The sequence below is a fragment of the Bacillus toyonensis BCT-7112 genome (assembly GCF_000496285.1).
GTDB lineage: Bacteria > Bacillota > Bacilli > Bacillales > Bacillaceae_G > Bacillus_A > Bacillus_A toyonensis.
In genome coordinates this window covers 748,103-762,102 of the sequence record NC_022781.1, presented here as the reverse complement: position 1 = coordinate 762,102, position 14,000 = coordinate 748,103, and the positions used below count along the sequence as shown (strand labels likewise).

At 36.4% G+C, this 14,000-nt stretch carries 13 protein-coding genes; 10 read left to right on the top strand and 3 right to left on the bottom strand.

Annotation, left to right across the window (positions count from 1 at the left end):
- Positions 1-52 precede the first annotated feature (52 nt).
- From rarD to BTOYO_RS03840, 3 genes are all read left to right on the top strand, one after another.
- The gene (gene rarD, locus BTOYO_RS03850; protein ID WP_000535544.1) at positions 53-994 is read left to right on the top strand and encodes an EamA family transporter RarD; all 942 of its coding nucleotides are present in this window, start codon (positions 53-55) and stop codon (positions 992-994) included.
- 79 nt (positions 995-1,073) lie between these two features.
- Entirely contained in the window at positions 1,074-1,499 is a 426-nt protein-coding gene (locus tag BTOYO_RS03845; RefSeq protein ID WP_000447810.1) for a divergent PAP2 family protein, read from the top strand.
- Positions 1,500-1,598: 99 nt separating this feature from the next.
- Positions 1,599-3,452, top strand: coding sequence for a terpene cyclase/mutase family protein (locus BTOYO_RS03840; protein WP_000928185.1), 1,854 nt, complete (start codon positions 1,599-1,601; stop codon positions 3,450-3,452).
- A gap of 74 nt (positions 3,453-3,526) precedes the next feature.
- On the opposite strand, the gene BTOYO_RS03835 is transcribed toward BTOYO_RS03840, so the two are convergent.
- Entirely contained in the window at positions 3,527-3,676 is a 150-nt protein-coding gene (locus tag BTOYO_RS03835) for a YfhD family protein (protein ID WP_001035815.1), read from the bottom strand.
- A 285-nt stretch (positions 3,677-3,961) separates the two neighbouring features.
- Between BTOYO_RS03835 and fabG the strand changes: the two genes are divergently transcribed.
- Positions 3,962-4,702, top strand: a complete 741-nt coding sequence (gene fabG, locus BTOYO_RS03830; RefSeq protein ID WP_000506444.1) for a 3-oxoacyl-ACP reductase FabG — start codon at positions 3,962-3,964, stop codon at positions 4,700-4,702.
- 50 nt (positions 4,703-4,752) lie between these two features.
- Here the strand turns inward: fabG and dhaS are convergent, their stop codons facing one another.
- Positions 4,753-6,237 carry an aldehyde dehydrogenase DhaS gene (dhaS, locus tag BTOYO_RS03825; RefSeq protein WP_000080271.1) on the bottom strand — a complete coding sequence of 495 codons (1,485 nt, stop codon included), beginning with the start codon at positions 6,235-6,237 and terminating at the stop codon, positions 4,753-4,755.
- Positions 6,238-6,509: 272 nt separating this feature from the next.
- Here dhaS and BTOYO_RS03820 point away from each other — a divergent pair, with 272 nt between their 5' ends.
- The 6 genes from BTOYO_RS03820 to BTOYO_RS03795 all read left to right on the top strand — a co-directional run bounded on the left by BTOYO_RS03820 (position 6,510) and on the right by BTOYO_RS03795 (position 13,136).
- The gene (locus BTOYO_RS03820) at positions 6,510-6,788 is read left to right on the top strand and encodes a YhdT family protein (protein ID WP_000800723.1); all 279 of its coding nucleotides are present in this window, start codon (positions 6,510-6,512) and stop codon (positions 6,786-6,788) included.
- A gap of 3 nt (positions 6,789-6,791) precedes the next feature.
- Positions 6,792-8,225, top strand: a complete 1,434-nt coding sequence (gene panF, locus BTOYO_RS03815; RefSeq protein WP_001104810.1) for a sodium/pantothenate symporter — start codon at positions 6,792-6,794, stop codon at positions 8,223-8,225.
- A gap of 107 nt (positions 8,226-8,332) precedes the next feature.
- Positions 8,333-9,280, top strand: a complete 948-nt coding sequence (locus BTOYO_RS03810; protein WP_073990662.1) for a nucleoside hydrolase — start codon at positions 8,333-8,335, stop codon at positions 9,278-9,280.
- A 115-nt stretch (positions 9,281-9,395) separates the two neighbouring features.
- Complete coding sequence (locus BTOYO_RS03805) at positions 9,396-10,505, top strand: serine hydrolase (protein ID WP_000751360.1); 1,110 nt, start codon at positions 9,396-9,398, stop codon at positions 10,503-10,505.
- Positions 10,506-10,727: 222 nt separating this feature from the next.
- Positions 10,728-12,236, top strand: coding sequence for an argininosuccinate lyase (gene argH / locus BTOYO_RS03800; protein ID WP_000813956.1), 1,509 nt, complete (start codon positions 10,728-10,730; stop codon positions 12,234-12,236).
- 60 nt (positions 12,237-12,296) lie between these two features.
- On the top strand, positions 12,297-13,136 hold the full coding sequence (locus BTOYO_RS03795) for a GNAT family N-acetyltransferase (RefSeq protein WP_002093485.1): 840 nt from the start codon (positions 12,297-12,299) through the stop codon (positions 13,134-13,136).
- Positions 13,137-13,171: 35 nt separating this feature from the next.
- On the opposite strand, the gene BTOYO_RS03790 is transcribed toward BTOYO_RS03795, so the two are convergent.
- On the bottom strand, positions 13,172-13,921 hold the full coding sequence (locus tag BTOYO_RS03790; RefSeq protein WP_001271043.1) for a (S)-benzoin forming benzil reductase: 750 nt from the start codon (positions 13,919-13,921) through the stop codon (positions 13,172-13,174).
- Positions 13,922-14,000: the final 79 nt, after the last annotated feature.

Below are 14,000 nucleotides of genomic sequence, written 5' to 3'. Positions count from 1 at the left end.
AGCATAAGAAACCGTATAATGGAGAAAAAATGAGAAGAGGAGAAAAAGGAAGATGGGGAGTCAATCAGCACAGCAAAAAAAAGGGATTATATATGCGGCTGGTGCTTATACGATGTGGGGAATCCTACCGATTTATTGGAAATGGGTTGAGGAAGTTCCAGCAGATGAAATATTAGCACACCGCATTGTTTGGGCGTTCGTTTTTATGTTAATCGTATTAGCTGTTACGAAGAGGTTTCGCCAGTTTATTGGGGAATTTGTGAATCTTTTTAAACGACCTAAATTATTAATGTCATTAACAATTGCTTCAATTTTGATTAGTGGGAACTGGTTTGTCTACATATGGGCCGTTAATCATAATCATGTCATTGAAGCGAGTCTTGGGTATTATATTAATCCACTTATTAGTATTTTACTTGGTACAGTCGTATTAAAGGAAAAGTTAAACTTTTGGCAATATGTTGCAGTAGGTTTAGCTGGAGTAGGGGTTATCATTTTAACAGTACGTTTCGGGGCTATCCCGTGGGTTTCTTTATCACTTGCCTTTTCATTTGGATTATACGGATTAACAAAAAAATTGTTAAACTATGATGCGACGATTGGGCTTACGATGGAAACGATGTTAGTGACGCCGTTTGCGTTCATTTATCTCGTTATGACAGGGGTACATGGTTTCGGTTCATTTGGAGCTATTTCAATGCTATCGACGTTACTTTTAATAGGAGCAGGTATTGTTACAGCGCTACCACTATTTTATTTTGCAAAAGGAGCACAACTTATTCCGCTTTATATGGTAGGCTTTTTACAATATATTGCGCCAACGATTAGTTTAATTTTAGGTGTATTTGTATTTGGTGAACATTTTACAACTACTCATATGATGGCATTTTTCTGTATATGGGTTGCTTTATTTGTATTTTCAATAGCGAAGACAAAATTTTTAGTGCAGAAACAACCGAAATTTATAAAAAATAAATCAGCAAAAGTATCATAATGCGTAGTATTTTCTACGCATTTTTCTTTATACTGATACTATATAGAATTTCCATTATAGCTAGTAGGGAGCTGAGAACATGGAAACAATTTTACATAATGATCCGCTGATGGCTGCTGTAATTTCGTGGTTTATAGCACAGTTAACAAAAGTAGTCTTTAAATTAGTTAAAACGGGTGAATTTGATTTTGCAAAATTTTTTGCTTCAGGTGGGATGCCAAGTTCTCATGCTTCAACTGTTACAGCGCTTGCGACAGGTGTTGGAGTTGTGGAAGGTGTGGAAAGTACCATATTTGCAGTGGCTGCAATCTTTGCAATCATTGTTATGTATGACGCTTCAGGAGTAAGGCTTGCGGTAAGTAAACAGGCGAAAATATTGAATGAATTTTTTCATGGTAAACAAACAGAATATAAGAAGTTAAATGAGCTTGTCGGACATACACCGTATGAAGTAGTAGTCGGTGCTTTATTAGGGGTTATTGTCGGAGTGGGATATTGCTTATGAGCAGAACATAATATGTGTTCTGCTTTTCTTTGTTTTTACACATATTCGGTTGCTTTTTTGAATATCGTTATACGGATTTCGAAAGGGTAGGTGAATGCCTTGTTATTATATGGAAAAGTGCATGAAGAAATAGCGAGAAGGACAACTGCACTTCAAACGATGCAAAGGCAAGATGGTACGTGGAGATTCTGTTTTGAAGGAGCACCATTAACTGATTGCCATATGATATTTTTATTAAAATTATTAGGTAGAGATAAAGAGGTAGAACCATTTGTAAAAAGATTAGCTTCACTCCAAACGAATGAAGGGACATGGAAATTGTATGATGATGAAATGGGGGGCAATTTATCTGCTACCATTCAATCTTATGCTGCCCTACTTGCTTCGAAAAAGTATACAAAAGAAGATGCGAATATGAAGCGAGCGGAAATGTTTATTACAGAACGTGGGGGAGTGGCGCGTGCTCATTTTATGACGAAGTTTTTATTAGCAATTCATGGAGAGTATGAATATCCTTCGCTCTTTCATTTGCCAACACCGATTATGTTTCTGCAAAATGATTCCCCACTCAGTATATTTGAATTAAGTAGTTCGGCACGTATCCATTTAATTCCGATGATGTTGTGTTTAAATAAAAGGTTTCGTGTAGTGAAAAAGTTACTGCCTAATTTAAATCATATTGCGGGCGGGGGCGGAGAATGGTTTCGGGAGGACCAATCTCCAATGTTTCAAACATTATTAGGTAATGTGAAACAAATTATATCTTATCCGCTTTCCTTACATCATAAAGGAAATGAGGAAGTAGAACGTTTTATGAAAGAGCGTATCGATGAGAATGGGACGTTATATAGTTACGCAAGTGCTTCGTTTTATATGATTTATGCTTTACTTGCGCTAGGACATTCTATTCAATCGCCAATGATTCAAAAGGCTATAACGGGGATAACATCTTATATATGGAAGATGGAAAGAGGGAACCATTTACAAAATTCCCCGTCAACTGTATGGGATACAGCATTACTTAGTTATGCGTTGCAAGAGGCTCGTGTTTCGAAAGAAAGTAAAATGATTCAAAATGCGTCAGCATATTTATTAAAAAAACAACATAAGAAAAAAGCTGATTGGAGTGTGCATGCGCCCGCGCTTATTCCGGGCGGTTGGGGTTTTTCTGATGTGAATACGACAGTTCCTGATGTTGATGATACAACAGCTGTGTTAAGAGCATTGGCACAAAGTAGAGGGAACGGAAATGTGGATGATGCTTGGAAGAAAGGGACGAATTGGATTAAAGGATTACAAAATAATGATGGTGGTTGGGGAGCATTTGAAAAAGGCGTGACAAGCAAGTTATTAGCGAATTTACCAATCGAAAACGCAAGCGATATGATTACGGATCCTTCTACACCAGATATTACAGGCAGAGTGTTAGAGTTTTTCGGGACATATACGCAAAATGAATTGCCCGAGAAACAAAAACAAAGTGCAATCAACTGGTTAATGAATGAACAGGAGGAAAATGGATCGTGGTATGGAAAATGGGGCATTTGTTATATATATGGTACATGGGCAGTGATGACTGGCTTACGGGCGTTAGGAATTACTTCTGCTCACCCTTCTTTAAAACGAGCAACTTTATGGCTTGAACATATACAGCATGAAGATGGTGGCTGGGGAGAATCTTGTCAAAGTAGTGTGGAAAAAAGATTTGCTACTTTACCATTTAGTACACCATCGCAAACAGCATGGGCTTTAGATGCTCTTATTTCTTACTATGATAAAGAAACACCAGCTATTCGAAAAGGTATTTCATATTTGCTTGCGAATCCTTATGTAAATGAAAAATATCCTACTGGAACAGCTTTACCAGGTGGGTTTTATATTCATTACCATAGCTACGCTCATATATATCCGTTACTTACTTTGGCGCATTATGCAAAAAAATATAAAAAATAAACCGAGAGATGTTTCTCGGTTTATTTTGTTGGGTAGTAGGTCCCTGTTGAAAAGAATAAGGTTATGATTTCCCCTTATTTTTCTGTTGACTGGCGTTTTTGACGTGCATCAGCGGCATTTGCACGTGCGTTTGCTTCTAAGTCGTTGTGGTCAGCGAGTTCACGAGAGAACTCAACATCAATACCATCAGTGGCTTTGCTTTGTTTGAAATTTTTTTTGTTCATTCGACACAATCTCCTTGCACTTTATCCCGCATAGCGGGTAGTAAAACTCCCACCTCAAAATTCAGATGGAACAAAGAAGCTAGGTGGGAGATTAACTGCCCGTAAATGCCCGATTGGTGAGGGCTGATAATCAGTGGGGGATGAACAAACTTCCCACTGATTAAAGTTTCACTTTATGCGACGTTGCAAAGTTAGTTTGACACAAATAGACTTTTTTATACAAAGAGGATTTGGAAAGCAAAAAGCCGAAATATACAGTATAAGTAATAGAAATGGGGGATAGGGATGGGATTTTTAAATGGGAAAACAGCTGTTGTAACAGGTGGCGCCCAAGGAATTGGAAAAGAAATTGCACGAGTTTTTGCTAGGCTTGGGGCTAAAGTTTTAATTAGTGATGTAAATGAAGAAAAACTACAAAAAACGACACGTGAATTATCGGAAGAAGGATATGAAGTAAGCTTATATCGATGTGATGTAAGTAATCAAAATGAAGCGAAATCATTAATTGAGTATGCAGTTCAAAAATTTGGGACACTGCATATTTTAGTAAATAACGCTGGAATTACAAAAGATGCAATGTTACATAAAATGGAGAAATCAGCTTGGGAACAAGTATTACAAGTAAACTTAACTGGCGTTTTTTATTGTATGCAGCCAGCTCTTCTTTATATGAGACAACAACAATATGGGCGCATTATTAATATTTCTTCAATAAGTAGAGAAGGGAATATTGGACAAGCAAATTATGCGGCAACGAAAGCTGGCGTTGTCGGTTTAACGAAAACAGCAGCGAAAGAAGTTGGAAGCTTCGGTATTACTTGTAATGCAATTTGTCCAGGATTTATGGATACGGATATGACAAAAACAATACCAGATAAAGTAAAAGAAAAAATGGTTGGAGCAATTCCGGTTGGTAGAATTGGAACGCCAGAAGATATTGCGAACGCGGCGGCCTTTTTAGCGTCAGAATACGCATCCTATATTACAGGGGAAGTATTAAATGTGAGCGGAGGGCTGCAAGTTTAAAGGAATACATAATGAAAAGAACCTGACCGAGTGGATCAGGTTCTTTCGATTTAATTTAAGTTTAACCAAACGCTCTTCACTTCTGTATAGTTATTTAATGCGTAAGATCCCATTTCACGGCCAAGACCAGATTGTTTAAATCCTCCAAATGGAGATGCTGCATCAAAGACGTTATAACAGTTTACCCATACTGTACCTGCGCGTACTTTACTTGCAACATAGTGTGCTGTCTTAACATTTTCTGTCCATACACCAGCTGCCAAGCCAAATTGTGATTTATTCGCACGTTCAATTACTTCATCAATATCGTTAAACGGTATTGCAGAAATAACTGGACCGAAAATTTCTTCTTTTGCGATTGTCATCTCATCATTGACGTCGGCGAATACTGTAGGAGAAACGAAGTAGCCTTGATCAAATGGATTACTTCCTCCACAAAGTACTTCAGCGCCTTCTTCAATCCCTTTTTCAATGAAGCCCATTACACGTTTTTGTTGTTCTTCGGAAACGAGAGGACCGATTGTAGTTTCTGGACTTAGACCAGCACCTTGATTTAATTTTTTAGAATAAAGGACGAGATCAGCCATGACATTATCATACATTTTCTTCGGAATAAATAAGCGTGATCCAGCAGAGCATACTTGTCCTTGGTTAAACATAACACCAGAAAGTGCACCAGGAATAGCGCGAGATAAGTCGGCGTCTGGTAAAATAATATTTGGTGATTTACCACCAAGTTCTAAAGTAACACGTTTTAATGATTCGGATGCTTGTCTCATAATTTGTTTGCCAACTGGAGTAGAACCAGTAAATGCAATTTTATCAACGAGTGGATGATTAACGAGAGCTTGTCCAGCTGATTCACCGAATCCAGGAACGATATTAATAACACCTTTCGGGAATCCAGCTTCTTCAATTAATTCAGCTAAGTATAGAGCGGATAGTGGAGTTTGTTCTGCAGGTTTTAAAACGATTGTACATCCTGTAGCAAGCGCCGCTCCCATTTTCCACATTGCCATAAGAAGCGGGAAGTTCCAAGGGATAATTTGACCAACGACACCAACAGCTTCATGGCGTGTATAGTTAAAGTAATCACCGGAAACAGGAATTGTTTGACCAACGATTTTCGTCGCCCAGCCAGCATAATAGCGCATATGCTCAATTGCAAGTGGTATGTCTGCTGCCATTGTTTCACGGATTGGCTTTCCGTTATCTAACGTTTCGAGCTGTGCAAGCTCTTCTTTATGTTCTTCCATTAAATCGGCAAGCTTGTACATAAGGCGGCTTCGTTCAGCAGTGCTCATGCGAGACCAAGGACCTTCGTCAAAAGCCATGCGAGCTGCGACTACAGCTTTATGAATATCTTCGCGACCAGCTTCAGAAACGATGGCAAGCGTTTCGCCAGTTGCAGGGTTAGGCGTTTTAAACGTTTTACCGGAAGCGCTTTCAATGAAAGATCCATTCACATATAACTTTTTCGTGCCTTGAAGAAACTTTTCTACCTTTTCATGAAGATTTACAGCTAGTTGACTCATTGTATAACCCCCTTGAAAATATAATGTAAACGCAGTACGAGACGGCGTTTATTCCGAAATCAAGGATGTAGGAACTAGATGGAAAGCCTCTAATTAAAATCATAATTAACAATTACTGAAAATTCAAATTTCATTTGTGTTACAATTGTAAAAAATATGTAATGTAAGAGAGTCTTCTATATAATTATAAAAAATCCTGCTTGTTTTTGCTTTCTAGTAGGAAAAACTAGAAGAACAATGGTACAATAATACATCGTGAGAGGAGGGAGAAAATGAAGAATTATCATGATGATCCACGCTTTCGAATCGCCCATAGAGAAGCGTTAATTGGTCTTGGACTTGCTATTATCAATTTTATAATATGGTACGGATTTGCTTATGGGCTTGGTAGTAAAAATCCAAGTGAATATACATATGTATTCGGTTTTCCAGCATGGTTTTTTTATAGTTGTATTGTTGGATTTGTCGTAATGGTTATTTTGCTTAGTTTAGTTGTTCGTTTTGTATTTCAAGATATTTCACTCGATGAGGAAGAAAAAAGTGAGGAATAATAGATGAATTGGTATGTAATCATTCCAATGATAATTTCGTTTATCGTTGTATTTTTAATTGGTATATATGCTTCAAGACGCGTGCAAGCGACTGCTCATAATAAATTTTTGCAAGAATATTTTCTTGGTGGACGTGAGCTTGGCGGTTTATTATTAGCGATGACAATGATTGCTACGTACGGTAGTGCAAGTAGTTTCATTGGTGGCCCTGGTATTGCTTACAATATGGGACTTGGATGGGTATTATTATCTGCGATTCAAGTTGTAACAGGGTATATCGTTTTAACGGTTATCGGTAAAAAGTTTGCAATTATTGCTAGGAAGATGGAAGCAATTACGCTTATCGATTATTTAAAAGGAAGATACAATAATAAAGCGGTTGTTATACTTTCGGCGTTATGTATTATTATCTTTTTATTTTCAGCAACAGTAGCCCAGTGGGTCGGCGGTGGACGATTAATTGAGTCGCTAACAGGTCTATCTTATACAACAGCACTATTTTTATTTACTTTTTCTGTACTTGTGTACGTATTAATTGGTGGGTTCCGCGCAGTTGCGTTATCAGATACGTTATTAGGTATCATTATGTTAGTTGGAACGACAATCATTTTAGTTGCTACTGTTATTGCTGGTGGTGGAATTGAAAAGATTATGCAGGAACTTGTTCAAATCAATCCGAATTTAATTACACCATTCGGAGCAGATGGTAGTTTAACGAAATCATATGTTACATCGTTTTGGATTTTAATTGGAATTGGCGTTGTCGGTTTACCACAAATTAGTGTGCGTGCTATGTCTTATAAAAATTCAAAAGCTATGCATCAAGCTCTAATCATTGGAACGGTTGTCGTTGGTACAATTATGATCGGGATGCATTTAACGGGTGTATTTGCACGAGTAGTACTTCCTGGTATAACGGTACCAGATAAAGTCATGCCGCTACTCGCGATGGAAGTGTTGCCACCTTGGCTAGCTGGCGTTTTCTTAGCGGCACCAATGGCAGCGATTATGTCTACAGTAAATTCGCTATTGTTACTTGTAAGTTCATCGATTATTAAAGATATATATGTAAATTACATAAATAAAGATGCAGCAGACAGTACGATAAAAAAAGGAAGTTTGTGGATTACGGGTATTGTAGGACTGCTCGTTTATGCAGCGGCGATTAAACCACCAGATTTTTTAATATGGTTAAATTTATTTTCTTTCGGTGGATTAGAAGCAGCATTCATTTGGCCAATCGTCTTAGGGTTATATTGGAGAAAAGGGAATGCAACTGGAGCACTTGCTTCCATTTTAGTTGGGGTAGGCTCATATATGTGTATTCATCTTTTCTACCCAAATCCGTTCGGTATACATACAGTTGTCTTCCCAATTTGCTTTGCGTTTATCGCTTACATAGTGGGAAGTATGATTGCTGTGAAAAAAACAGCATAGGCTAGATGAGGAACGTAGTCCGTATAGGACTGCGTTTTTTTATATAAATTTCATCTTTTTTATTCTGTATATGTAGGGCTATTCATAAATTAATAACAACTGAGGGGATGGAGTTGAGGTCGATGAAAAAAGTGTTATTTTTAGGAGACCCGGGAATAGATGACTCTTTAGCAATTATGTATGGATTGTTGCATCCTGATATTGATATTGTTGGCGTAGTAACTGGATATGGGAATGTAACACAAGAAAAAGCGACAAGTAATGCAGCGTATTTATTACAGTTAGCAGGTAGGGAAGATATACCAGTTATTAATGGTGCGAAAATCCCTTTATCTGGAGATATTACAACGTATTATCCAGAAATTCACGGGACGGAAGGTTTAGGGCCAATTCGTCCTCCGAAAAACCTTTCTCCAAATATAAAGCCTTTTTGTGAGTTTTTCGATATTCTTGAAAAATATAAAGGAGAATTAATCATTGTTGATGCTGGTAGGTCAACGACATTAGCGACAGCGTTTATTTTAGAAAAGCCGATGATGAAATATGTAAAAGAATATTATATAATGGGCGGTGCTTTTTTAATGCCTGGCAATGTTACACCAGTGGCGGAGGCGAATTTTCATGGCGATCCGATTGCGTCACAGTTAGTTATGCAAAATGCGAAGAATGTAACATTAGTGCCGCTTAATGTTACATCCGAGGCAATTATAACGCCAGAGATGGTAAAATATATTACGAAACATTCTAAAACGAGTTTTAATAAGTTAATCGAGCCGATATTTACGTATTATTATAAAGCTTATAGAAAGTTAAATCCGAAAATAAAAGGAAGTCCAGTACATGACGTCGTTACAATGATGGTTGCGGCAAATCCATCCCTTTTAGATTATGTATATCGTCGTGTCGATGTAGATACAGCTGGAATTGCAAAAGGAGAAAGTATTGCAGATTTCCGTCCTCAACCTGATGCAAAAGCCTTGAAAAATTGGGTACGAATTGGTTGGTCATTACATTATAAAAAATTTCTTGAGGATTTTGTGAAAATCATGACGTAGACATAATAGGAGTATACAAGTTAAAATAATGGAGATGGTTATTTAAATGACCATCTCCATTATTTTGTTTTTTAAAGATAGAGAGAAGAGTTATACAATAGGAGAGGAATTTTACTTGAAAAAAACTATAGTATGCGCAGTAATTGTGGGTATTTTCGTTTTGCTAATATCGGGTAACTTTTTAGTGAAAAAAGTATGGAGTTCAAATAATGATGATGCACAGTATATTGCATCTTTTATTGAAGAACATAAAGATGAAAAAAATAGTGCGCTTCTAGTAAAGAGAAATGATAAAGTTGTTTATTCTGTAAATCCAAATGTTGTATTGCCAGTTGCTAGTACGATGAAATTAATTGTGGCGCTTGAATATACGAAACAAGTTACAGAAGGGAAAATTGACCCGGCTAGTTTCGTTTCAATTAATGATGTCAATCGATATTATGTACCGAATACAGATGGTGGTGCACAAGATAGATGGCAAAGGTATTTGGAGAAGACAGGCAAGATAACTGAAGGAGCCGTTACTTTAGAAGACGTGGCAAAAGGAATGGTTAAGTTTAGTTCGAATGCTAATGCGGAATATTTAATGGAAGTGTTAGGATTAGATAATATTAATCGAAATTTACAAAGTTTATCGCTCCCTGCACATCAACCACTATTTCCGATTGTTTCATCTTTATATATCCCAGGATATTTGCATAAAGAATTACATGTTCCAAAATATAAAATAGAGAAAAAATTAAAAGAAATGACTCAAGAGCAATATCGTGAATATGCGATGATTATTCATGAGCGCTTAAAAAAGAAGGGGTCATTATTACAGAAAGAAATTCCTCTTTATTTAGAGGAACGTTATGATAAAATTTGGTCAGATAGATTACCAGCTGCGTCCGCAAACGATTATATGGTATTGCTGCAAAAGGCAAACCATAAAGGTGGCCTGACAGAAGCTGAAGAAAAAGTGTGGGCGAGTATCGTTGAAACAGATATGAGTGCCAAGAAATATCGTAAAACATTCAGACACGCAGGACAAAAGAATGGGTATACGCCATGGACGGTTACAAAAGCGGTTTATGCTATGGATAAGCGCGGGAACTGTACAGAAATTGTATTCTTAGCGAATAATTTAAATGAAGATGACAGTGCAGAAATACGTAAACATTTAGCAAATTTACATTTCCAAGTGTTGCAAAGTGATAAGTATGATGCGACTTTTATTAAATAAACTCGGTGCATAAAGCACCGAGTTTATTTTTGTCCCGCTATTTGTGGACAGTAAGACTCCCATCTCAAAATTGGGCGAATGCGAGAGAGTTAGGTGGGAGTACAATTGCCTGTAAAAGGCCGATTGGTAAGGGCTAATTAAAGTTTCACTTTATGTATAAGCACTTTTTTACTATCTCTGGGTATGATGGGTAGTAATACTTAGGTGAAAGGGGAAAAGGTGATGAAACAGAGTAAAGAAGAATTTATAAAGAATGAAGGCGCTGATTTCCCTGGGAAAACATATGTGGATTGTGTATTACAACATGTATTTAATTTTCAGTATAACCACTTATTAAAAGATATGTTTCAAGTGCATAAAGCGCATATTATGATGCTGACTGAAGAAAGTTTAATAAAAAAAGAAGAAGCTACAGTTATATTAAAAGCACTAAAAAAGGTAGAAGGAATGCCCAAAGATCAATTGCGATATACAGAACAACATGAAGATCTCTTTTTTTTAGTTGAACATTTAATTTCTCAGGAAGCAAAGTGTGATTTTGTAAGTAATATGCATATCGGTCGAAGTAGAAATGATATGGGAGTAACGATGTATCGTATGAGCTTAAGACGATATGTATTACGATTAATGGAACACCATTTATTATTGCAAGAAAGTATATTGCAACTTGCTGATGATCATAAGGGAACAATTATGCCAGCTTATACACATACACAACCAGCACAGCCAACAACGTTTGGTCATTATATGTTAGCAATTTATGATACGATGCAAAGAGACTTAGAACGAATGAAAAAAACGTACCAAATTTTAAATCAGTCTCCGATGGGGGCAGCTGCACTTTCAACAACAAGTTTTCCGATTAAACGAGAACGAGTTTCTCATTTACTTGGATTTACAAATGTAATTGAGAACTCATATGATGCTGTCGCTGGAGCGGATTATTTATTAGATGTTAGCTCGTTACTTATGATAATGATGACAAATACGAGTAGATGGATTCATGACTTCTTATTATTAGCGACGAAAGAATATGATGGTATTACTGTTGCGAAGCCATATGTGCAAATTAGTAGTATTATGCCACAAAAACGAAATCCAGTTTCAATTGAGCATGCTCGTGCTATTACGAGTAGCGCTTTAGGAGAAGCATTTACAGTATTTCAAATGATTCATAATACACCATTTGGGGATATTGTCGATACGGAAGATGACTTACAGCCGTATTTATATAAAGGAATCGAAAAGACGATTCGCGTATTTTCTATTATGAATGCAGTCATTCGAACGATGAAAGTAGAAGAAGAAACGTTAAAAAGTCGTTCCTATAAACATGCAATAACGATAACTGATTTTGCAGATGTTTTAACAAAAAACTATAAAATTCCATTTCGGCATGCTCATCATGCAGCAAGTACGATTGCTAATATGTCATTGGTGCAGAAAAAGGAGCTTCATGAATTACATTTCAAAGATGTAAATATATACTTACAAGAAAAATTTAAAATACATTTATTGGAAAAAGAGTGGAAAGAAATTATATCGCCAGAAGCTTTTATTCAAAAAAGAAATGTATACGGAGGACCGAGTAAAAAAGAGATGGAACGAATGATTCAAAAGCGTAAAGAGTCATTTAAAAATGAAGAAGAGCGATTTGAAACGGAAAAACGGAGAATATTACGAGCTGAATATAATTTGAACATATTAGTTTCAAATATTATCGAATCGTAAAAGAAGGATTTAATGAATTAATCGCCAATACTTAATTAAAATATAAATGGAGAGAAGAGATTGTCGATGATTCAATTACACGTATATAAAGAGATTCTTCATTTTAAAGAAGATGTTACACCATTTTTAGAAAAGAATGAGCAGGAAAATAATTTAATGTTAGGTATATTACAAGTAGCTCAAGAACCGACGTTTATGGGGGTAGCGAAACGAGGAGAAGAAATTACAGTTGTATTTCTTCAAACAGAAGAGAAGATACAAATGATTGTTGCAACTTCTGAAAATTCGGAAGTAGATATAGTGAAACTTGCAAAAGAGTTATCGAAAGTATATCCGGACATTCCTGGATTGATCGGTAATAAGGAAATTGTACAGAAATTAGCTGAAGAGCTTGCGGTGTTAGAAAATAAGAAAACGAATGTTGTAATGAAACAAGGTGTATATGCATTACAACAAATTAAGAAGAAGTGGAACGAGGATGGAATTTTTCGAGAAATAACTAATGATGAGTTGCCATTAATAGAAAAATGGATATATCAATTTTGTGAAGATGTGAAGCTCCCAACTACGAAAGAAGAAGCGGAACAAACCGCACATACATTAATCACTAATAATCGTCTATTTGGTCTAGAAGTAGATGGGAAACTCGTTTCTGTAGCTGCAAAAACGAGACCAACTACAAATAATATAACAGTAAATTTCGTTTATACCCCGAAAGAAGCACGAAAAAAAGGGTACGCATCTAATTGTGTAGCGGCACTCAGTCAACGTATGTTAGACGAAGGGTACAAGACGACTACACTATATACTGATTTAGCCAATCCGACATCTAATAAAATTTATCAAGAAATTGGTTATGAACAAATTGCGGAGTCTGTGCTCATATTTTTAGAGAAGTAGAATAAAAAAGGCGTGCTATTTAGCACGCCTTTTTATTATTCATCAATTCTAATAACTTCGCCTTGCGGGAAGTTCTCAGTTTCTAGTAAGTTACGAATAGCTTTTGCCACATATTCAGGTGATAATAGCTTTCCTTCTTCTTTTAGTGTGATGAATCGGTCTAAATTTGTGAAGTCTTCTTTATTTGTTTCACGAATTTGTACTTGCATATTTGTATCCACAACACCAGGTGCAAAAGCGACGATTTTTACTGGATATTCTTTTTCCTCTTCTTCAGTCGCTACGCATTGTGTAAACATATTCACACCAGCTTTCGTAGTACAATAAGCGCCCCAGCCAAAGTAAGGTTTTTTTCCTGCACCAGATGAAATGTTTACAACGCGTTTATCTACTTTCCAGTCTTTCGTATGTTTCATGAACATAGATGTAAGAATCATAGGGGCAAGTAAATTAATGTGAACGTTCGTAATGAATTGTTCGCTTTCTGCTTTTTCAATCGGCTTCATAGGTGCAACTGTACCTGCATTATTAATTAAATGAATAGAAGATACATTGTCTTCTTTAATGGATGAAATGATTTCGTTAAAGTTAGTTTCTAAATGATGTACATCTTGAAGATCTAAGGAATGGAAAATACAATTGCTGTTATATTGTTCTGCAAGTTTAGTAAGCTCTTTGTTTTCTCTTCTAGAAATAGAGATGATGGTTGTGCTTTCTTCTAATAATTGCGCGGCAATTGCCTCACCTAAACCTTGTGAAGTTCCTGTTATGATAACGTAGCGCATAGTTTTATAAACTCCTCTCGTATGTGCGGAATTTTGTTGGACAACGTACACTCTATAGTTTGTCTACATTTTATAGTAT

What these genes read in the sequence shown, in the direction of transcription:
- fabG (WP_000506444.1), top strand. Translation starts at nt 3,962, where the DNA reads ATGGGATTTTTAAATGGGAAAACAGCTGTTGTAACAGGTGGCGCCCAA.
- BTOYO_RS03810 (WP_073990662.1), top strand. Translation starts at nt 8,333, where the DNA reads ATGGAGTTGAGGTCGATGAAAAAAGTGTTATTTTTAGGAGACCCGGGA.
- BTOYO_RS03820 (WP_000800723.1), top strand. Translation starts at nt 6,510, where the DNA reads ATGAAGAATTATCATGATGATCCACGCTTTCGAATCGCCCATAGAGAA.
- BTOYO_RS03790 (WP_001271043.1), bottom strand. Translation starts at nt 13,921, where the DNA reads ATGCGCTACGTTATCATAACAGGAACTTCACAAGGTTTAGGTGAGGCA.
- rarD (WP_000535544.1), top strand. Translation starts at nt 53, where the DNA reads ATGGGGAGTCAATCAGCACAGCAAAAAAAAGGGATTATATATGCGGCT.
- BTOYO_RS03845 (WP_000447810.1), top strand. Translation starts at nt 1,074, where the DNA reads ATGGAAACAATTTTACATAATGATCCGCTGATGGCTGCTGTAATTTCG.
- BTOYO_RS03835 (WP_001035815.1), bottom strand. Translation starts at nt 3,676, where the DNA reads ATGAACAAAAAAAATTTCAAACAAAGCAAAGCCACTGATGGTATTGAT.
- dhaS (WP_000080271.1), bottom strand. Translation starts at nt 6,237, where the DNA reads ATGAGTCAACTAGCTGTAAATCTTCATGAAAAGGTAGAAAAGTTTCTT.
- argH (WP_000813956.1), top strand. Translation starts at nt 10,728, where the DNA reads ATGAAACAGAGTAAAGAAGAATTTATAAAGAATGAAGGCGCTGATTTC.
- panF (WP_001104810.1), top strand. Translation starts at nt 6,792, where the DNA reads ATGAATTGGTATGTAATCATTCCAATGATAATTTCGTTTATCGTTGTA.